Genomic DNA, 18,209 nt, shown 5'->3' with positions numbered 1-18,209 from the left:
GGAAGCGATGAGTGAGTCCGAGGCACTGTCGTGCGCGGCGAAACTCGCGCGCGTCGTGCTCGACAACTGCGGCCCGCTCTCCCCGGCCGAAGTGGCCGAGGAGGCTCGCCTCTCGGAAGCCGACGCTGCGGACGCGCTCGCGGAACTCGACGACGCCAGCCTCGCCGAATGCGTCTGCGGGCTCTGCGAGACCAAAGAACAGGTGTACGCGCTCACCGAGACGGCAGAGGCGTAACCCTCTTTCTACGCGGCCGCCTAGACCCCACGCGCGCCGTTTGTCCCCAGCCGAGTCTGTCCATGCGGACGCGATGACCGCTCGGAGAACCCCGGCGTGCGACACACCGGCAGCCCGACGGCTGCCCGGCTGGTGGCGTCACACACCACGCAGCGAGCCGGTGTGAACCGCCTCGCCATTCGGAGTGCTCGTAGAGCACTCCCGCCTCAGCGGCTATCGCCGCTTCGGCAATTGGCGGCCTCAACGAGGCTGCCCGGCTCAGCGGCTACCGCCGCTTCGCCAATCGGGGCTTCCGTCGGAAGCCCCCGCCCGCCACGAGGGTTTCCCGGCCAACGGGGCACGCCGCCCACGGATGAGGTCGGTCGTTAGTGTCGCGGGCGTACATCCAGTCTCTCAGCGCTCGCTACGTTCGTCGCCGAATTCAGCCAAACACTCAAGAATCCCGTACGCCTACATTCGGATATGGCGACGATTGAGATCGACGACGATGTCTACGAGGCGTTACAGCTCCCGGAAGGGGAGCGCTCGCCTGCGATGAAGCGAGAGCTGGCGGTCTCGTTGTACGCTCGTGACGTCCTCTCGTTCGGGAAGGCGCGTACACTGGCGGGCCTCTCGGAGCGGGAGTTTCAGGCCCTCCTCGGGGAGCGCGAGATTCCCCGGCACTACGGTGAACGGGAGTTGGCCGAAGACCTCGAGTATGCCGAATAATGGGCTTGTCGTCTCGGACACGTCCCCACTTCTGAACCTCGCACTCATCGATCGGCTCGACCTGCTCCAGTCACAGTTCTCCGAAACCACGATACCGCGCCAGGTCTGGAGTGAACTCACCGACGGAGAGGAGGATTGGAAGCGCTCAGGGAGTTGCAGAACGACGGATTTCTGAAGCTCGTCGAGGTGGAGCGCTCTGACCTGTTCGTCGAAATCTTCCACGAGCTCGATTCGGGTGAAACGGCCGCAATCTGCCATGCGGTCGAACAGGACGCCGACCTCGTGCTGCTTGACGAGCAAGACGGCCGGCGCGTCGCCCGCAGACACGACCTGAACGTCACGGGCGCGATCGGCATTCTGCTTCGCGGAGCGAAGACCGGAGCAGTGAATCTGGAACACGAACTGGACGCCCTCCGTGAAGCCGGATTTTGGATTTCCGACGACCTCTACGAACAGATTCTCTGCGAAACCAATCAGTAGTGTTCTCGACGAATAGACCGCCTCTGTCACCCAATTCCATTTCCATCGAGCCTACTAGTAGAAACTCGCCCGGTAGTGTCGCGGGCGCACATTTCCCGATTGCGTAGTCAGTCGTATATGGTCTCTACGGGGAGAATTTGGGGTTTAGGAGTGATCACACGATGAGGCCGTTCGGTTCCGTGGGACGAGCGAGCTAGTCGGCGAGGGAATCAGGGGACTGACCGGTCTCGACGACGTGCGCAGCGACGGGACTCACGCTTACTCCCGCCCGGCATTCGTCTTTAGCTAAGCGAGGAACCGCGTGACAGCAGCGGCTTATCGAGGATACTTTTTGAGAGGAACGAGGAGGCGGCAAGTGTGCACCAAGACGCCTCCTCATCGAGAATCATGCGTCGTCTTACTACACTGTTTCCTTCTGAGTTCCTCGAAGAGCACGCCGAGGAACTCGGCGTGGTCGAACGCGAGGGCAAGCTTCAGATTCCCGTCCTCGTATGGGCGCTCGTGTTCGGCTTCGCCACAGGAGAGAGCCGAACACTCGCTGGGTTCAGACGTAGCTACAACTCCACAGCCGATGAGACGATCTCTCCCGGTGGCTTCTATCACCGGCTGACGCCGTCACTTGCAGAGTATCTCCGCGACCTCGTCGAGCGTGGTCTCGACGAGGTCGCTGTTCCCGACGCTGTTGACGCTGATATCGACCGATTTAGAGACGTGATGATCGCTGATGGAACGGTGCTGCGGTTGCACGAGTTCCTTTCCGACGAGTTCCAAGCTCGCCACGAGGAGCAGGCTGGAGCGAAGCTCCACCTGCTCCACAATGCCACCGACCAGACGATTGAACGGATTGACGTGACCGATGAAAAAGCGCACGACAGCACGTTGTTCAAGACGGGGTCGTGGCTGCATGGACGGCTGGTTTTGTTTGACCTAGCGTACTTCAAGTACCGCCGCTTTGCGCTGATCGACGAGAACGACGGCTACTTTGTGAGCCGGTTGAAGCAGAACGCGAATCCGGTGATAACAGAGGAGTTACGGGAATGGCGCGGGCGCGCCATTCCCTTGGAAGAGGAGAAGATCCACGACGTAGTCGGTGATCTCTCGCGGGAGTACATTGACGTAGAGGTCGAAGCGGAGTTCAAGCGGGGTCAGTACGAGGGAACACGGTCGCTAGACACGAAGCGGTTCCGCGTCGTCGGCGTCCGGGACGAGGACGCCGACGACTACCATCTGTACATCACAAATCTACCGAGAGAAGAGTTTCTCCCGGCAGATCTAGGGACGCTGTATCGGTGTCGATGGGAGGTAGAAACGCTGTTTCGTGAGTTGAAGACGCAATACGAACTAGATGAGTTCGACACGAGCAACCCTGTTGTGGTGGAGATTTTGCTGTATGCGGCGTTGCTGTCGCTGCTAGTGAGCCGTGAGTTGTTGGATCTGGTCACCGAGCAGGCTGACGACGAGATCGTGTTTCCACCGGAACGCTGGGCGGCGACCTTCCGGTCGCACGCCCAGCTCATTCTTCACGAACTCGGTGAGTTCCTCGGCTACTCACCACCGCCGCTGTTGGAGCGGCTGATCGAAGACGCACAGAAGATCCACCAGCAACGACCGATACTGCAAGAGACGCTCGCTACCGCTACGCAACCGAGGTGTGAGGCTTAGCTAAAGACGAATGTCCCGCCCGGTTTTACACGGTATTGTTTCAGCTAGTATGGCGTGAATCGGCCATTTGGTGAACGTGTGAATCTACCTTCGTGCCGCTTTCAGGAACGAGAGCCGTTCTCTCAGCTGTGCTAAATATGCCCTAAGGTCAGCACCGGATTACTGGCAGCAATCAGTTAGTTCGGCCCGGATTGGAAACTACTTGACCTATACTTGTCGTTACTTAAGTCATCCAGTAATCTTCTATGATTTCCTCACTCGATATACTCTATTGCGTCCCAGATACTAATCACCCGAATGCGTCCTTCATAGAACGTATTGTCGATTACCCCGGTGATCGCCCGTTCAGCGTTTCGGTCGTCAATCAATATTCCAACGGAGTCATGCGATGTTGAACCAAGGACCATGACTGCAGCGGCTGGTAGTTCTGAATCTGTCGTCCGCAGCTTGTCTGCGTCGGTCTGCTCAAACTTAGCCAGTCGTTCATGGACACGGTCCATGATTTGACCAGCACGCGGTCCGTCGTGTACTCGTACTCCTGGCTCCACGATGTCGATTACGGCGATCCATTCTGTTGTGTCTGCTCGATCCACCCAGTCGATACGTATGTATCCATGTTGTTCTGCGAGTTCCTCCACGACACCTGGTGTCAGATAGAGGTCAACATCCGCTGATTTGACGTACTGAATGAATGTTTGATAGGCAGTAGTTCCGGTTCCCCCGATGGTTCGAAGAAAGCTGGTATCGAGAATGAGGGCCGTCGGAAACGGAGACGGATGCTCCTCACTCATCGGCGCGCTGGTACGGTCCCTGTTCGATTGCTCGATCGTGAACGTCCACCTGGAACGTACTGTCGCTGAGCGTCGGATCGTAGTCTTTCACCACGGCGATGATCCGCTCTATCGCCTGGGTGACCGCGATACCTTCCACAGCAGGCACTCCGAGTTCGTCCGCGACGCCACGACGCGTTGTCTCTTCTTGCAGGTACGTGAGCGTCGCCATGACCGCGGGTGCGAGTGCCGCTTTTCCGTGCCGGTCAACGAACAGTTCGAGATCGTCGTCAACGCTGGTCGCTCCATAGACGGCGATGATGGCGGGGCCGAGTTCGAGAGTTATTTCGTCCGTCCAGTCTCCACTCACGGGGTCGGCACGCCAGAGTGCTGAGCCGGCTTCGTACTCATCAAGTTCTTCGGCGATACCCAACTCAGCCAGTTTATTAGCGTATTTGTAGGCAGTACTCTTGGAGAAGCCTTGGCGTTCACGCGCTGCCGTGACCGTTGTTGGAGAGTTAATCAAGAGATCGGTGTAGAAGCGCGCGAGATCAGACGTCCCCAGTAATTCCTGAATGACGAAAAACCGGTGAGCGGTGTGACCCGCGTCGGGTGGCTGAACTGGGGTTGGCGCGTTTGACATAGTCCATAGTATGCGAACTATGTCCTAAAGTCTTTGGGAGGATATCGAATCAGCCGGCTCTGATGAATCACTAGCTAGCGCCCGTATTGGGTTTTGAAACGGACGATAGATGGGGACAAAAATTCGGCTCTGTTGAAATCATATTGCCCAATCACTATCTACGGTGAAACAGCCGGTAAGTGGGTGTGCCGTGAACGTACCTTTTTGCGCCTCGGGTTTCCTCGTTCGCTTCGCTCACTGTGGGAACCTCTCGGCGCAAAAACCTACGCTAAAAAGGCCGCCTCCGCGGGGCTTCGCCCCGCTCCGGCGGTAAACCGCGCTCGCTTTGCTCGCACGGATGCTGGTGATGTGTGCTTCATCTGTACTTAGCGATCTAATCGCTCGGTGATCCTGGAAGATGGTCTGTTCTAGAACAGCGCAAGGGAGCTAATTGGCAAGCTCGTCTTGTGAGTACGTATTCCACTTTCGCTGAGCCTACTAGTAGATTCACGATCGTTAGTGTCGCGGGCGCACATCTCGAACTACCGCAGATACGTCTCCAGCGCGTCCACGACGCGGTCGACGAATTCGTCCGTTACTCGACCCTGCCACGCGACGAGGTCCTCGCGCCGGGGCGAATGAACTGCCCACGGCGAGGCGAACGACTCTCGTGGGACACCGCCAGTCTTCCAGACTTTCTCGCGGAGCTGTACTGAATCGTCGTACGCTTTCGTGGAGACAGCGACCGCGATGTACTGCTCGTCGGCGAACGGGTGGGTGCTGTTGTTCACGACGAGCCACGGTCGCTGGCGGTCGGTGCCGAGTTTGACGGATCAGCACTCCTGACGACGTCGCCGCGTTCGACCTCCATCAGTCACCCGTCCTCGTTCGAGGGTTGTTCGCTCGGATGTGGCCGGTCGGGGGCGACGGCGTCCCATTCCTCCGAATCGATTCCGGCGTCGGCTTCGTCGAGCCGTACGCTCACGCTATGGAGGTCGTACGCGGCGGCGACTCGCTGTTCGTCCTCCGCAAGCGCCCAGTACTGCCCCCGGTGACGGACGAGGTCGCGTTCCTTCAGTCGTGTGAGTGCTGTGCCGACCGTGTTCGGGTCTCCGTCGATGGCGGTCGCAATCTCCGACCGGGTGAACGCCGTGTCACGGTGCGTGTACAGGTACACGATTACCTGCTCGGGCACGGTCGGGCCGTCCGGCAGATCGCCCGATTCGAACTCGTCGATGCTCACCGGCATACGCCACGTTAGGTGTGCTGGCGTAATGAATGTACTCCCGTACCTCGGATGCGGATCTACTAGTAGATTGTCGCCCGGTAGTGTCGCGGGCGCACACGTACCTTTTATCGGGCGGGCGAACGTGCGTCTACCGCCGAGGCGGTGGGAACGAAGTCGCCGCCGAGGAGCGGTTTTGGGCCATTTGCATCACGCGAATGGAGTTAGGTAGTTCCACGTCGGGTCGGGAACGGAATGCAGTGGATTCGAGTTTCTGTAGAGAAAGTTCGTCAACGATACAGTTGGGGGAGGCGACCAGTCGACACGTATTTCTCAGCCATCGCTGTAGGGGTTGAGGAACTCCCCGTTGTAGCCACGCTACTGGGTGCCGAACACTTCTAGGGCTGCTTGCTCTAGCCCGGACTTGGAGAAGAGCGAGACGACATCCCCGGTTCGAATCACGGTCTCACCTTTCGGCGTCAGGACGTCACCGTCTCGTTCGATGCCGACGACCAACATTTCGTCAGCCAGTAACCCTTCTTCGACTGCCTCCTCGATAGTGAGTCCAGCGACCGTGGCCCCGTCCGAGACGGTGAATTCGACGACTTCCGCGCCACCGGCGAGACTCATGAAATCAGTCAGTGACGGTCCCATAGGAACGTCTTCCGGGCCGAATGGATTGTACGGCTGGTGGTACTCGGATTCGACGACGCTCTCGTCTTCGATTTCTAAGCCGATATCCGAGAGTTCGCCCGCGATGCGGCTGATATCGTCAGTGTTGGACCCGACCGCCGTGACGGCGATGTTCGTCTGTCCGGTCATCAACTCCCGGATGGAGATGACGCCGGAGACTTCTAGTGCGGATTGGGCGAGTCGGTCGCGGTCGGGAATCGGGGCCGTACAGCTGAACTGGTAGGTGACGCGTCCCTCGATAGATTTGTAGTTGATGTCCGCCAGATACCCGCGCAGCACGCCCTCCGCTTCGAGTTGATGGATTCGGTTCCGAATCGTCGCTGCGGTCACCTCCATCTCCTCGGCGATTTCAGCGGCCGTCGTGTTCCGGGCGTCACGCGCCAAGTGATAGAGGATTCGCTTGTCAATCTCGTCAACCCGATATTCCATACTTGAACTAGGCGTGGAGCGCATAATTAATTCTCGATACCTGAGCGCTCCACAGCGCTGCGTCGCTACTCATCCATCACAACACAGAGTGGAATTCTGGAAGTTGAATATTAACTCTCTCCTATTTTCGCCTCAAAAACTGAATGCCAATACTTATTCGGTGTCGGCAATTTAGCAGGAGAGTAGCCGACGACGAACCCACAACAGACCAGCCCGATTCGACCACCGGCATCCATCCGAAGTGACCGTCCAATCCATGACACCTGAAATCGAACGTCCAGACGGCATCCCGACGGACGTCGCAACGACGCTCGAAGGAAGCAGTGATGCGCAACTCCGGGAAATCATTCACTACGCGCAACAACTCCTCCGAGCGCATCCACCGCTAACGGACGCTATCGAATCACGCCCGGACGAAGACCTCGTTCGAATCGAGGACCACGGTGCATACACAATCGCTGCCGTCGAACGCCCCGACGAAACGGGCGAAGACCGTGGCCCGTTCGCGTACCGAGTCAACTGGGAGCCGGATATCGACGGTGGCGAGGGGAAGTACCGGTGGCATTATCTCGGGCGAGTCTACGGCGAAGAAGACGAATCATGAACGGCGATGCATACCGCCGGAAAAGCCGATCACATCCCTATAGCGAACGCTAACCATGTACATAATCATCGTCGGAGCTGGCGACATCGGGTCGCCGCTCATCGAAATCGCAACGAACGCGGGCTACGAAGTCGTCGTCATCGAGAAGCACGCCGGCCGTGCGGACGAAGTCGCCGGCGAGTACGATTGTATGGTGTTGAACGCGGACGTGACGTCCAAAGAGACGCTCAACGACGCTGGTGCGGACCGCGCGGATGCTATCATCACGACGACCGACCAAGACGCGACGAACGTGATGGTCTCGCTGCTCGCGCAAGAACTGGACATCCCCTCTATCGTCTCCGTGGTCCACAACCCCGAGCACATGAACTTGTTCCGCCAGATCGGCGTGAACACGATGGAAAACCCCCAGCGTCTCATCGCGGAGTCGCTGTTCCGGTCGGTCGAACGGCCGTCTATCGTCGATTACATGCGCGTCGGCGACGTCGCCGAAGTGTTCGAAATCACGGTTGCCGAAGACGCACCTATCGCCGGGCTGACGCTCAGTGAGGCGGACCAACAGGGGTTACTCGACGAGGATACCCTCGTCGTCGCAATCGAGCGTGACGAGACAGAGGCTCCTATCACGCCCCGAGGTGACACTCGTATCGAGCAGGGGGACCTTTTGACAGTCTACTCCGGACAGGGCGCGACACCGGACGTGACGGACGTCTTCGGCCACTACGAGGACCACGAACAGGATTCCTCGAACGGCATCGGTCTGTGAGCCGTCCAATACCACTCAGTGCGACACGACTGCAGGTACTCTATGAGAATTGAGACGGACACGGTCGCACGCGACGTCGGGCGCATCGTACAGGCAGTGTTACTGATGATGCTCGTTTCCATCGCCGTGGCGGCCGTCAACCGCGAGTTCTACGCCATTCCCGCGTTCCTCGCCTCCGCCGTTATCACGGCCGGAATCGGCACCGGATTAGCCAGACGCTACCGAGATGCAGCGCCGCCGGAGAAACGCGACGCGATGGTCACTGCGGCGAGCGCGTGGGCGCTCGTGGGCGTCCTCGGTGGGCTGCCGTTCGTCCTCATCGCGTGGACGATTCAGGTCGACCCGTTCCCCGTCTGGGCGAATACACCAGTAATGGATTCGACGACGGCGATATTCCTCCATCCGCTCGACGCGGTCTTCGAGAGTATGAGCGGCTTTACTGGGACCGGCCTGACGATGGCTGCCGTCGAAGAGAAACTTCCACGGTCGCTGCACTGGTGGCGGTCGCTCATCGAGTGGATCGGCGGCGTCGGCGTCATCGTGTTGACCGTCGCCATTCTCCGGCGAAGTGGCGGGGGCGGGTCGTATACGCTGTACGAGAGCGAAGCGCGCTCGGAGAAGATCCATCCGAGCATCGTCACGACGGTCCAAGAGATCTGGAAGATATTCGTCGCGCTCACTGTCGGTTCGATTGCCCTCTTCCTGGTAGCTGGGATGCCGCTGTGGGACGCCATCAACCACGGCATGACTGGAATTGCGACGGGCGGGTTCTCCGTGCATGCGGCGTCCATCGGATACTACGACAGCCCGCTCATCGAGTACGCGACAGTTCCGATAATGGTCGCGGGCAGCATTGCGTTCCCAATTCACTACCTGCTGTTCAAGGGTGAGCTACGGAACTTCTACGCGGACCTCCAGACGCGGTGGGTGTTCCTCTGGTTCGCCGCCGGCTCCCTCGGGCTAACCGGAATTCTGTACGCTAACGGCCAGTACGCCACGCTGGAGGAGTCGTTCCGTGTGAGTCTGTTCCAGTTCGTCTCGGCGACGTCGAACACCGGCTTCGGGAGCGCGACGATTGGTGATGGGACTGAACCGGTGTGGAGCGCTGGCGCGACGCTACTGACGTGTCTGGGGATGCTGACCGGCGGAGCCGCCGGGTCCACGACGAGCGGCCTCAAACTGATTCGCGTCGCTACCCTCATCAAGGGGACCATCTGGCAAATTCAGGAAGTGTTCCGGCCCAACACGGCGATTCGATATCTACGTATCGGCGAGCGCAAACTCAGTGAGCAGCAAGCGGAACGCGAATACACCGAGGCAACGGTCGTGTTCGTCCTCTGGATCACCTTCCTGGCCATCGGCGTCGCCGTTCTCCTGCGAGTGCTCTCCCCAGCCCATCCGTTGGAGTACGTGATTTTCGACGTGATGAGCGCGCAGAGCAACGTCGGGCTGGACTCCGGCATCACCGGGCCGGGAATGCCCGACACCGCGAAAGCGATGTTGATTATCAACATGTGGGTCGGGCGTCTGGAAATCATCCCCGTTGCCGTGCTGCTCGGGGCGATTTTCCGGCGGTTCGACCTCTACCGGTAGTCGACCATCGACTGGGGCCGACGAACCGGACGCGGACGTGCAGGCGGTACTCGACCGCATCACGGCGACGTGGACCGGGACGCGGCGGCTTCTTCGTAGCGGTCGGCGTCGTGGTGTCGGTTCGAATCGCCGCTTGGCGTCGGCGGATCCCCTAGATTTATCGGCGAGCTACGCCGGTTTTGTAGTATGCGTTGGGACGCCGATAGGATACGCGAGCACTTCCCGATTCTCGACCGTGATGTCGGCGACGGCGAGCCGCTGGTCTACCTCGACAACGCGGCGACGACCCAGACGCCCGAACAGGTGTCGTCAGTACTCGCGGAGTATTACGACGAGTACAACGCGAACGTTCACCGTGGCATCCACACGCTCAGCCACGAGGCTTCAGTCGCCTACGAGGACGCCCACGACCGCCTCGCCGAGTTTGTCGGCGCGGACGGCCGCGAGGAACTGGTGTTCACGAAGAACACCACCGAGGCCGTGAACCTCGTGGCGTACGGCCTCAGCGCCCAGCGGCTCGGCCCCGGTGACGCGGTGGTCACGACGGAGATGGAACACCACGCGTCGCTGGTGACGTGGCAACAGATTGCCGAGCGGACGGGCGCCGAACTCCGCTACGTCGACGTCGACGAGGACGGCACGCTCGACCTCGACCACGCGAAGGAGCTCGTCGACGACGACGTCGAAGTGGTCTCGGTCGCGCACGTCTCGAACGTCCTCGGCACTATCAACCCCGTCCGCGAACTCGCAGACCTCGCACACGACGCGGGCGCCGTGGTCGTCGTGGACGGCGCGCAGTCGGTGCCGACGCGGCCCGTGGACGTCGACGACCTCGGCGCGGACTTCCTCGCGTTCTCCGGACACAAGATGGCGGGGCCCACCGGCATCGGTTGCCTGTACGGCCGCCGGGAGTTGCTGGAGGAGATGGAGCCGTTCCTGTTCGGCGGGGAGATGATTCGCCACGTCACGTTCGACGAGTCGACGTGGAACGACCTGCCGTGGAAGTTCGAGGCCGGCACGCCGCCCATCGCACAGGGCGTCGCGCTCGCGGCGGCCGCCGACTATCTCGACGACCTCGGGATGGACGCCGTCCGCGAGCACGAGAACGACCTCGCGCAGTACCTCCTCGGAAAGCTCGCCGAGCGCGACGACGTCGAGACGTACGGCCCGCCGCCGGGCGTCGAGCGCTCGGGTCTCGTGTCGTTCAACGTCGACGGCGTCCACGGCCACGACCTCTCCGAGGTGCTCGACGACCGCGGTATCGCGGTGCGGGCCGGTGACCACTGCACGCAGCCGCTCCACGACGTTCTCGACGTTCCGGGGTCGGTGCGCGCGTCCGTCTACGTCTACAACACGCGCGAGGACGTCGATGCGCTGCTGGACGCCATCGAGGACGCCGCCGCGAAGCGCGACACACTCCTCGAATCCGAGCGCTATCACGACCGCCTCCACGACCACCACTTGACCCGACAGGACGCTGGCAGGCTCGACGACCCGACGTTCCGCAAGCACTCCGCGGAGACCAGTTGCGGGGACGACGGCGAGTTCCACGTCGACGTCGCCGACGACGGCACCATCGACGAAATCGGGTTCGTGAGCCAGTCGTGTGCGGTCTCCACCGCGGTCGCCAGCCTGCTCGCTACGGACCTCGAAGGCCGGCCCGTGGAGGTGCTCGCGGAGCTCGACGGCCGCGTCGAGGAGCTGCTCGAAGGCCAGTTCCCGGACGTACGCAGAGAGTGCGTGGTCGGTCCGGAGGACGTGATTCGTGCGGGTGCGACCGAACACCTCGACGCCGTGTGCGAGGCCGTCGAGTCGGCGACGGACTGACGCGACGGACTCGACCGGCGGGATGGAAACGCCTTTTCGCCGGCCGCCCCTACGGCGCGTATGGACTACGAAGCCGTTGCGGACCTCGGGCCGGACCGCCGCCGCGCGCTGTTCGAGCGCACGGCCGGCGTGGAATCGGTCCGGTCGACGGTCCGGGACATCGTCGAGCGCGTCCGCGAGGAGGGCGACGTGGCGCTGCGCCAGTACGCCAGCGAGTTCGACGACGTGGAACTGGGGAACGTCGACGTCACGGACGAAGCCGAGCGCGCGTACGAGGAACTCGACGACGAGACCCGTGGGGCCATCGAGGATGCCGCTGCGAACGTCCGGGAGTTCCACGAGGCGCAGGTGCCCGAGGACTGGCGCCGCGAGTTCTCCGAGGGCCGCGAACTCGGCCGTCGGTTCCGTCCCATCGAGCGCGTCGGCGTGTACGCGCCCGGCGGCACCGCGGCGTACCCGTCGTCAGTGCTGATGGGCGTGATTCCCGCGAAGGTCGCGGGCGTCGAACAGGTCGCGGTCGCGACGCCGCCCGCCGAGGAACTGAACCCCGTGACGATGGCGGCGATGCACGTCGCGGGCGCGGACCGCGTGTACGCCTCCGGCGGCGCGCAGGCCGTCGCGGCGCTGGCGTACGGCACCGAGACCGTGGACCGCGTGCAGAAAATCGTCGGCCCGGGAAACAAGTTCGTCACCGCGGCGAAAGCCGAAGTCCGGGGCGACGTGGACATCGACTTCCTCGCCGGCCCCTCCGAGCTACTGGTGGTTGCCGACGAGACCGCCGACCCCGGCTACGTCGCCGCGGACGTGCTCGCGCAGGCCGAGCACGACCCCGACTCCAGCGTCGTCGTCGTCACCGACGACGAGGCGACCGCCGAAGCGGTCTGCGAGGAAGTCGAGGATAGAATCGAGAACCGTGAGCGCACCGAGACGATTCGAGCGGCGCTCGACAACGACGCCAGCGGCGTATTCGTCGCGCGCTCGATGAGCGAGGGCGTGCTGTTCGCCGAGGAGTACGCCGCCGAACACCTCTCGATTCAGGCGGAAAATGACGAAGAACTCCTGGACCGCATCGACTCCGCGGGCTCGGTGTTCCTCGGGCCGTACGCGCCCGTCGCGGCGGGCGACTACGCTACCGGGACGAACCACGTGCTCCCGACGAACGGGAAGGCGAAGGTTGCGGGCGGGCTCTCCGTGGACACATTCCTCCGCTCGACGACCGTCCAGCGCCTCGACGAGGGCGCGCTCGCGGACCTCCGGGAGACCGTAACGACGCTCGCGGACGCCGAGGGCCTCGACGCGCACGCGGCCAGCGTGGACGCGCGCTTCGAGGACGACTCGTAACCGGTCGCGGCGGCCCTGTGCGGTGGCACCACGCTTATGACTGCGGCCCCCGAACGTATTCGACATGAGCGCGACCGTCGAGAACGGGGACGGAGACACGGTGGTCACCGCCACGGAGCCCGCGGCCGAGCAGGCCCGCGAGCTCATGGAGGGCGAAGAGATGGACGTCTCGGAGGCCGGCCTGCGGCTGTACGTCCAGCAGGGCGGCTGCGCCGGGCTCTCCTACGGGATGCGCTTCGAGCCCGAGCCCGAGCCCGAGGACCAGATTTTCGAGAGCAACGGCATCCGGCTGTTCGTCGACCAGTCCAGCTTGAACTACGTCGGCGGCAGCCAACTCGCCTTCGAGGGCGGCCTGCAGGGCGCTGGCTTCCACGTCCAGAACCCGAACGTCGAAAGCGAGTGCGGCTGCGGCGAGTCCTTCCGGACCTAGCCCTCTAGTTCGAACGCGACTTCGACTTCGACCTGGTACTGTCGGTTCTCGACGCTGGCGATTTCGACGCCCTGGTCGACCACGTCCGCCCACTTCACGTTGTCGAGGGTGTCCTCCGCGCGGTCGATTGCGTCCTCCGCGGCGGCGTCGAAGCTCTCTTCGCTGGTCCCGATGAGTCGAATCTTCTTGAATACCATCGCCATATAGTTTTCCACCGAACCGGATAAAGTTACCCGCCGGCAACAGGAGTACTGTTCAGATACGCAGACGAAACTGGCGGGGAGGACGTAGTTCCTGAAAGCCCTCGGCGGCCTCGATTTCTGCTCGCGGGCGAAGGCCCTTTCGCACGGCCCAAGGGGCTTTGTCGCCTCACTGCCCGCGACTCGCTGTCGCCGACGGGCATACCCGCCGGCTGCTTGAGGGAGCTTGCTCCCTCTCTGTCACCGAAAGAGCGCTTTATGCTCTTCCGAGAGCAGACGAACGCTTTGCGTTCGCCGCCCTCGCGAATTACGACGAGAGATGTGACGTGTTTCCAGGCATGACGAGAATCGCAACGCGATTTTCGACCCACTCAGATTCGCTCAGTGACGAGAGGGCTTTGCTCTCTCGGACCATGCGCGTTCGCTCCCGGTTGGTCGCTGACGTGCTCCGTTCGCCTCCAGTTGCTGGACCAGTTCACTGATTTTCGAGGGAAACCGGTCATTATTTTAACCTCTATCAAAAACACCAGCTTGAAACGTGTTTGAGAGTTTTAATAGAAGAGAGTTCCTCAGTTTGACCGCCGGTGCGGCCACGGCGGGGATCGCGGGATGTAGCTCGAACGACGGAAACGATACAGGCACTGAGACAGGAAGTCCTGCTGGTACTACCGAGTCGACTACTACGTCCGGCGACGGTGAGTACATGAACGGCGTCGAGAGTGACGCGTCGGTTTCCTTCGCCGTTCCCTCGGACGGAACAACGCTCAACAGCCCCTACGTTCAGTGGAAGGGATCGGCCAGCGGCGTCACCATCGAAGAATCGGGTGCCGTCACCGACGGTGCCGGCCACTATCACATCATGGTGGACACCGAACCAGTCACGGCGGGCGAGACGATTCCCAGTGATGACCAGCACATTCACTACGGGACAGGGCAGAAAGACGGTGTCCTCGAACTCGAACCCGGCGACCACACGCTCCATCTGCAGGTTGCCGATGGCAAGCACAAGGCGATGGACCTGACCGACACTGTCGAGGTAACCGTCGAGGACACCGCCGCGCTCGACCTCTCGACCACCGTCGACGGGAGCCTCGTCGAGTGGGACGTGACGGCCGACAACTACACCATCGAACCGTCGAGCGAGGGACTCAACGCCAACTCGGGCCACCTTCACGCGGTCATCGACACGGATCACGTCCCGGTAGGCAACGTGATTCCGAGTGACGCCAACCACATCCACTACGGTGACGGATCGACCAGCGGTTCCATCGATCTGGCCGAACAACTCGGTGACGCGTACGAACCGGGCGAGCACAAAATCCACTTCCAGGTTGGAACCGGCACTCACCGCGCTACGATGGTTCACGCGCACACCACTGTCAAGACCGAGTGAAGGGACGGCGCAAAACGCGTCGCGTCTTGCGAACGCCGGGGTTCGCCGAGTAGGCGGTCGGCGAAGCCGACCGTCGCACAACGTGGCGGCTTCACTGCCACGCGCGCCTCGCCCTTTCGATCCACCGAAAATCGCGGATTTCCGAGGCCTCGGGAGCGCGTTGCTCTCGCGGCGACCGCTAGGAAACCGGCTGGTTCGCCAACTAGAACTGAGAACAGACGAATCCTCATCTGAACACCGTCCAACAGGTCCGGCGTCACTCGCCGGCGGCGTCCTCGATGTTGGCGCGGATGGCGTCGGTGACGTCGCCGAGGTACGCGGTCCCCCAGACGCCGACGACGACCGCGCCGATAGTGTTGAACGCGAGGTCGAGCGTGACGTCGTCGACGCCGTAGATGGTGAGCACGGTCGCGCCGACGAGGTCGCCCAGCGTCCACGCGGCGTACTCCAGAATCTCCCAGAGCACGCCCAGCGCCATCACGAACAGGACGACGAACACGAACGTGAACTTCGGCGGGAACGCGACGTCGTCGTGGTGTTCGTCGAGCGCGCGCACGGTGGCGTAGCCGGCCGCGGCGACCACCGTCGAGGAGAGGAAGTGCGTGAGGTGGTCCCACCAGATGGGCGGGTTCGGCCCGTAGAACTGGTCGGTGACGCCGGGGACGCCGAGCGTGCCGAGCACGTGCAGGAACACCGCGGTCGTAATCCATAGCGTGAGCCCGGCGTCCATCGGGATGCTGTAGTCGCGTTCGAGCACTGCGGGGAGGTGCGTGACCGCGAGCGCGGCGGCCGCGTTGACGGTGACGGCGACGTTCCACGTGAGGACGCCGACGGCCGTGAACGCCACGAGCGCGAGTTGCGTCCCGCGCGTCGCCTGTCGCTGTCGGCGCTCGGAGATACCGAGGCGGTCGCGGAGTTTCACTCGACGACCACCTCTAGTTCCGCCGGGAGCCGGAGGCTGGCGTCCGCGCGCCGCCGGAAGTACCAGACGAACACGACGGCGGCGAGCACGCCCGCGACCGTCGCTGCAACGAAATCCTGCACGAGCGCGGTCACGGCGGCGTGCTCCTGTGCGGCGGTCAGCGGCGGCTCCGCGGGGAGGACGAACGCGGTGCCGACGGTGAGGTCCGAAATCCAGCCGAGCACCGCGAGGAAGCCCGCTGTTGCCATCGTCGCCACGACGACGAAGACGACCGAGAACCAGTTCGCGAGCCGGACGCGCGTGAACACGTCGAGTTCGACGGCGACGACGAGCGCGAGCGCGGCGATCCCGACGTAGGTTGCCAGGTCGCTGGTCAGCCCGGGAGTCGCGAGCGCCCGGCCGACGGTGGGGAGCGCAGCGAGCGCGAGGACTTCCCACGGGAGCATCGCGCGCGCCTCCCCGAATGCCACCGGCGGGAGGACGGCGACCGCGGCCGTGACGAGCGCGAACACGACCCAGACGGGGTCGTTGGGAACGCTCGCCGCAACTGACGCGGCGACGACGGCGACGAGCAGCCACGACAGCGCGGCGTTCGCGCGCTCCGCTCGGACGAGCGCGGAGAGGCGTGAGTTGCGTGCCACGTTCGTGTGTCGGAGCGCCCGCCTAACAAGTGCTGAGGCCGCGGCAGAACAGTTACGCGAGCCCCGTGGTGTACGCGACGCCGTACGCGAGCCCGGCGAGTGTGACCGCCGCCAGCCCAGTGACGACGGCGGTGGGCAGCGATGGCAGCGTCAGCGAGCGCCGGCGGAGCTTCGGCGCGGGGACGACGCCGACGAAGCCGACCGCGACGACGCTGAATACGAACTGGTAGGAGGCATCCATCGTCGGCGGCGGCAACACGAGCACGGCGAGGGCGTACGCAGCGCCGAACGCCGCCCGCGAGTTCACGTGGTCGGTGAAGCGGTGGCCAGTGAGCCAGAACGCGGCGGCGACGCCCAGCCAGATGGCGAACAGTTCGACGCCGAACGCGCCCAGCAGGTGCAGCGTCGGGTCGGCGGACAGCGCGACGCGGCCGTCGAAGACGGTGACGCCGAGCGGGTAGAGCAGCTCCGGGGGTTTCCCGGTGAACAGGTCGCCGAACGGGTGGCTGACGAGGCCGACGAGCGCGACTGCGAACAGGCTGGTGCCGCGGACGCGGTAGGCGTGGGCGGCGCGCGCGACGAGCCAGCCGCCGGCCGCGAACAGGCCGACGATGACCGCGGGGAGCGGGCCGGAGAACGCGGCGACGACGCCGACGAGCGCGGCGAGGGCGGCCGCGGCAATCCGGCGGTGGGTTGGCGCGAGCGCGAACGCGGCGGCCGCGGGCACCGCGACGACCAGCGAGTGCGTGACCGCGCGATGGACGACCGTGGACGCGCCCCAGAACGACTGCGCGACGGCCATAGGGCTCGTCGGGTCGACGGCGACGAGCCCGACGAGGGCGTAGGCTATGTCGACGTCGGGGACGGCGGCGAACAGGCCGGCGGCGACGCCGAGGGCGAGCGCGCGCTCTCGGGACACCCCGAATCGGGCGGCAGCGAGCGCGACGACGCCGAACGCGAACATCGCGTGCCCTACGAACATACCCAAAGTACTCTACGAAGCGGGATAAACTCGCGGGTGCCCTGCTAGCAGGCAGCGTTCGCGCCTCACTCGGGCTTTTTCGTCCACTCCGCCTCGATGTCGGCGTTCGCGCGCACGAGGCGGTCGCCGTCCACGTCGAGGCGAGTCTTCCGGAGCTCGATGGCTTCGACGACGCCGACGGTGCCGTCCGTCTCGACCGTGTCGCCGGGGTTGAAGTCGGGGTCGCGGAGGAGGTAGATGCCGGCGACGGCGTCCGCGAGCATCCCCGAGAGCGCGTACGAGACGCCGAGCGCGAGGAAGCCGGAGGCGGTGCCGAGCGCCGCGGCGATTTCGGGGAGGCCGACCGCCGACAGGAAGCCCAGCAGCGCGCCGAACCACAGCACGACCGAGGCGAGCGTGCCGCCGAGCTGGACGTAAATCGGCTGGTCCGGGTAGACCTGTCGCAGGACGACGCGCACGGCGGTGGCGACGACGCGGATGAGAATCGCCGCGAGCACGAGGAAGACCAGGCCCGTGAGGACGCGCGGGAGCGCGCTGGCGACGTTGCCGACGAACTCGTCGACGGTGTTGTTCAGGAGGTCGGACAGCGACGACGGCGACTCTGGCTGCATACCGGCCCATCGCGGCCCGGGAACGTAACTCCTGTCGCTGGCCGGGTACCCGTGGTGCCGATTCCCGAACCTTCT

The 18,209-nt window shown here is 63.3% G+C and carries 20 protein-coding genes and 1 pseudogene; 11 read left to right on the top strand and 10 right to left on the bottom strand.

Features of this window, described 5'->3' with window-relative positions; translation table 11 throughout:
• Window positions 1-7 precede the first annotated feature (7 nt).
• The 4 genes from LT974_RS10675 to LT974_RS10660 all read left to right on the top strand — a co-directional run bounded on the left by LT974_RS10675 (window position 8) and on the right by LT974_RS10660 (window position 3,085).
• Entirely contained in the window at window positions 8-235 is a 228-nt protein-coding gene (locus LT974_RS10675) for a hypothetical protein (RefSeq protein ID WP_232587654.1), read from the top strand.
• Window positions 236-697: 462 nt separating this feature from the next.
• Complete coding sequence (locus LT974_RS10670) at window positions 698-943, top strand: UPF0175 family protein (protein WP_232587653.1); 246 nt, start codon at window positions 698-700, stop codon at window positions 941-943.
• 135 nt (window positions 944-1,078) lie between these two features.
• Window positions 1,079-1,423 carry a DUF3368 domain-containing protein gene (locus LT974_RS10665; RefSeq protein WP_232587652.1) on the top strand — a complete coding sequence of 115 codons (345 nt, stop codon included), beginning with the start codon at window positions 1,079-1,081 and terminating at the stop codon, window positions 1,421-1,423.
• A gap of 387 nt (window positions 1,424-1,810) precedes the next feature.
• Window positions 1,811-3,085 carry an IS4 family transposase gene (locus LT974_RS10660; protein ID WP_232590237.1) on the top strand — a complete coding sequence of 425 codons (1,275 nt, stop codon included), beginning with the start codon at window positions 1,811-1,813 and terminating at the stop codon, window positions 3,083-3,085.
• 254 nt (window positions 3,086-3,339) lie between these two features.
• Here LT974_RS10660 and LT974_RS10655 read toward each other — a convergent pair whose 3' ends face one another.
• The 5 genes and pseudogenes from LT974_RS10655 to LT974_RS10635 all read right to left on the bottom strand — a co-directional run bounded on the left by LT974_RS10655 (window position 3,340) and on the right by LT974_RS10635 (window position 6,824).
• Entirely contained in the window at window positions 3,340-3,876 is a 537-nt protein-coding gene (locus LT974_RS10655) for a hypothetical protein (protein WP_232587651.1), read from the bottom strand.
• Complete coding sequence (locus LT974_RS10650) at window positions 3,869-4,498, bottom strand: DUF7437 domain-containing protein (RefSeq protein ID WP_232587650.1); 630 nt, start codon at window positions 4,496-4,498, stop codon at window positions 3,869-3,871. Before LT974_RS10650 ends, LT974_RS10655 begins: the two co-directional genes overlap by 8 nt.
• Before the next feature lie 521 nt (window positions 4,499-5,019).
• Window positions 5,020-5,348 (bottom strand): annotated as a pseudogene (locus LT974_RS10645) (hypothetical protein).
• Window positions 5,349-5,351: 3 nt separating this feature from the next.
• Window positions 5,352-5,726: a helix-turn-helix domain-containing protein gene (locus tag LT974_RS10640; RefSeq protein ID WP_232587648.1), complete on the bottom strand. Its 375-nt coding sequence runs from the start codon at window positions 5,724-5,726 to the stop codon at window positions 5,352-5,354.
• Between the two features lie 354 nt (window positions 5,727-6,080).
• Window positions 6,081-6,824, bottom strand: coding sequence for an Lrp/AsnC family transcriptional regulator (locus LT974_RS10635; protein ID WP_232587647.1), 744 nt, complete (start codon window positions 6,822-6,824; stop codon window positions 6,081-6,083).
• 256 nt (window positions 6,825-7,080) lie between these two features.
• On the opposite strand from LT974_RS10635, the gene LT974_RS10630 reads away from it, so the two are divergent.
• The 6 genes from LT974_RS10630 (at window position 7,081) to LT974_RS10600 (ending at window position 13,385) form a co-directional block, all read left to right on the top strand.
• Complete coding sequence (locus tag LT974_RS10630) at window positions 7,081-7,428, top strand: hypothetical protein (protein WP_232587646.1); 348 nt, start codon at window positions 7,081-7,083, stop codon at window positions 7,426-7,428.
• 55 nt (window positions 7,429-7,483) lie between these two features.
• Window positions 7,484-8,194 (top strand): potassium channel family protein, encoded by a 711-nt coding sequence (locus LT974_RS10625; RefSeq protein ID WP_232587645.1) that lies wholly within the window; start codon window positions 7,484-7,486, stop codon window positions 8,192-8,194.
• A 42-nt stretch (window positions 8,195-8,236) separates the two neighbouring features.
• Entirely contained in the window at window positions 8,237-9,787 is a 1,551-nt protein-coding gene (locus LT974_RS10620; RefSeq protein WP_232587644.1) for a TrkH family potassium uptake protein, read from the top strand.
• A 186-nt stretch (window positions 9,788-9,973) separates the two neighbouring features.
• Window positions 9,974-11,614 carry a SufS family cysteine desulfurase gene (locus tag LT974_RS10615; RefSeq protein ID WP_408611682.1) on the top strand — a complete coding sequence of 547 codons (1,641 nt, stop codon included), beginning with the start codon at window positions 9,974-9,976 and terminating at the stop codon, window positions 11,612-11,614.
• Window positions 11,615-11,674: 60 nt separating this feature from the next.
• Window positions 11,675-12,955: a histidinol dehydrogenase gene (gene hisD, locus LT974_RS10605; protein WP_232587643.1), complete on the top strand. Its 1,281-nt coding sequence runs from the start codon at window positions 11,675-11,677 to the stop codon at window positions 12,953-12,955.
• Between the two features lie 64 nt (window positions 12,956-13,019).
• Window positions 13,020-13,385, top strand: a complete 366-nt coding sequence (locus LT974_RS10600) for a HesB/IscA family protein (protein WP_232587642.1) — start codon at window positions 13,020-13,022, stop codon at window positions 13,383-13,385.
• Here the strand turns inward: LT974_RS10600 and LT974_RS10595 are convergent.
• Window positions 13,382-13,582, bottom strand: a complete 201-nt coding sequence (locus tag LT974_RS10595; RefSeq protein ID WP_232587641.1) for a dodecin — start codon at window positions 13,580-13,582, stop codon at window positions 13,382-13,384. The two genes, LT974_RS10600 and LT974_RS10595, sit on opposite strands and share 4 nt — an antisense overlap.
• Before the next feature lie 706 nt (window positions 13,583-14,288).
• On the opposite strand from LT974_RS10595, the gene LT974_RS10590 reads away from it, so the two are divergent.
• Complete coding sequence (locus LT974_RS10590; RefSeq protein ID WP_232587640.1) at window positions 14,289-14,978, top strand: DUF4399 domain-containing protein; 690 nt, start codon at window positions 14,289-14,291, stop codon at window positions 14,976-14,978.
• 256 nt (window positions 14,979-15,234) lie between these two features.
• Here the strand turns inward: LT974_RS10590 and LT974_RS10585 are convergent, their stop codons facing one another.
• From LT974_RS10585 to LT974_RS10570, 4 genes are all read right to left on the bottom strand, one after another.
• Window positions 15,235-15,900, bottom strand: coding sequence for a hypothetical protein (locus LT974_RS10585; protein ID WP_232587639.1), 666 nt, complete (start codon window positions 15,898-15,900; stop codon window positions 15,235-15,237).
• On the bottom strand, window positions 15,897-16,541 hold the full coding sequence (locus tag LT974_RS10580) for a hypothetical protein (RefSeq protein WP_232587638.1): 645 nt from the start codon (window positions 16,539-16,541) through the stop codon (window positions 15,897-15,899). Before LT974_RS10580 ends, LT974_RS10585 begins: the two co-directional genes overlap by 4 nt.
• A 52-nt stretch (window positions 16,542-16,593) precedes the next feature.
• A complete protein-coding gene (locus tag LT974_RS10575; RefSeq protein WP_232587637.1) occupies window positions 16,594-17,523 on the bottom strand; it encodes a metal-dependent hydrolase in 930 nt (309 codons plus the stop codon).
• 65 nt (window positions 17,524-17,588) lie between these two features.
• Entirely contained in the window at window positions 17,589-18,134 is a 546-nt protein-coding gene (locus LT974_RS10570) for a mechanosensitive ion channel domain-containing protein (protein ID WP_232587636.1), read from the bottom strand.
• Window positions 18,135-18,209 lie beyond the last annotated feature (75 nt).

This window comes from Halobacterium noricense (genome assembly GCF_021233435.1).
In the GTDB taxonomy this organism is placed as follows: Archaea; Halobacteriota; Halobacteria; order Halobacteriales; family Halobacteriaceae; genus Halobacterium; species Halobacterium noricense.
The sequence above is the reverse complement of the archived record's forward strand: the minus strand, read 5'-3'. Positions and strand labels throughout refer to the sequence as shown.

Coding starts and splice junctions, on each gene's coding strand:
- LT974_RS10625 (WP_232587645.1), top strand. CDS start 7,484: ATGTACATAATCATCGTCGGAGCTGGCGACATCGGGTCGCCGCTCATC.
- LT974_RS10630 (WP_232587646.1), top strand. CDS start 7,081: ATGACACCTGAAATCGAACGTCCAGACGGCATCCCGACGGACGTCGCA.
- LT974_RS10660 (WP_232590237.1), top strand. CDS start 1,811: ATGCGTCGTCTTACTACACTGTTTCCTTCTGAGTTCCTCGAAGAGCAC.
- LT974_RS10640 (WP_232587648.1), bottom strand. CDS start 5,726: ATGCCGGTGAGCATCGACGAGTTCGAATCGGGCGATCTGCCGGACGGC.
- LT974_RS10595 (WP_232587641.1), bottom strand. CDS start 13,582: ATGGTATTCAAGAAGATTCGACTCATCGGGACCAGCGAAGAGAGCTTC.
- LT974_RS10650 (WP_232587650.1), bottom strand. CDS start 4,498: ATGTCAAACGCGCCAACCCCAGTTCAGCCACCCGACGCGGGTCACACC.
- LT974_RS10655 (WP_232587651.1), bottom strand. CDS start 3,876: ATGAGTGAGGAGCATCCGTCTCCGTTTCCGACGGCCCTCATTCTCGAT.
- LT974_RS10570 (WP_232587636.1), bottom strand. CDS start 18,134: ATGCAGCCAGAGTCGCCGTCGTCGCTGTCCGACCTCCTGAACAACACC.
- LT974_RS10635 (WP_232587647.1), bottom strand. CDS start 6,824: ATGGAATATCGGGTTGACGAGATTGACAAGCGAATCCTCTATCACTTG.
- LT974_RS10600 (WP_232587642.1), top strand. CDS start 13,020: ATGAGCGCGACCGTCGAGAACGGGGACGGAGACACGGTGGTCACCGCC.
- LT974_RS10620 (WP_232587644.1), top strand. CDS start 8,237: ATGAGAATTGAGACGGACACGGTCGCACGCGACGTCGGGCGCATCGTA.
- LT974_RS10575 (WP_232587637.1), bottom strand. CDS start 17,523: ATGTTCGTAGGGCACGCGATGTTCGCGTTCGGCGTCGTCGCGCTCGCT.
- LT974_RS10670 (WP_232587653.1), top strand. CDS start 698: ATGGCGACGATTGAGATCGACGACGATGTCTACGAGGCGTTACAGCTC.
- LT974_RS10590 (WP_232587640.1), top strand. CDS start 14,289: ATGAACGGCGTCGAGAGTGACGCGTCGGTTTCCTTCGCCGTTCCCTCG.
- LT974_RS10675 (WP_232587654.1), top strand. CDS start 8: ATGAGTGAGTCCGAGGCACTGTCGTGCGCGGCGAAACTCGCGCGCGTC.
- hisD (WP_232587643.1), top strand. CDS start 11,675: ATGGACTACGAAGCCGTTGCGGACCTCGGGCCGGACCGCCGCCGCGCG.
- LT974_RS10615 (WP_408611682.1), top strand. CDS start 9,974: ATGCGTTGGGACGCCGATAGGATACGCGAGCACTTCCCGATTCTCGAC.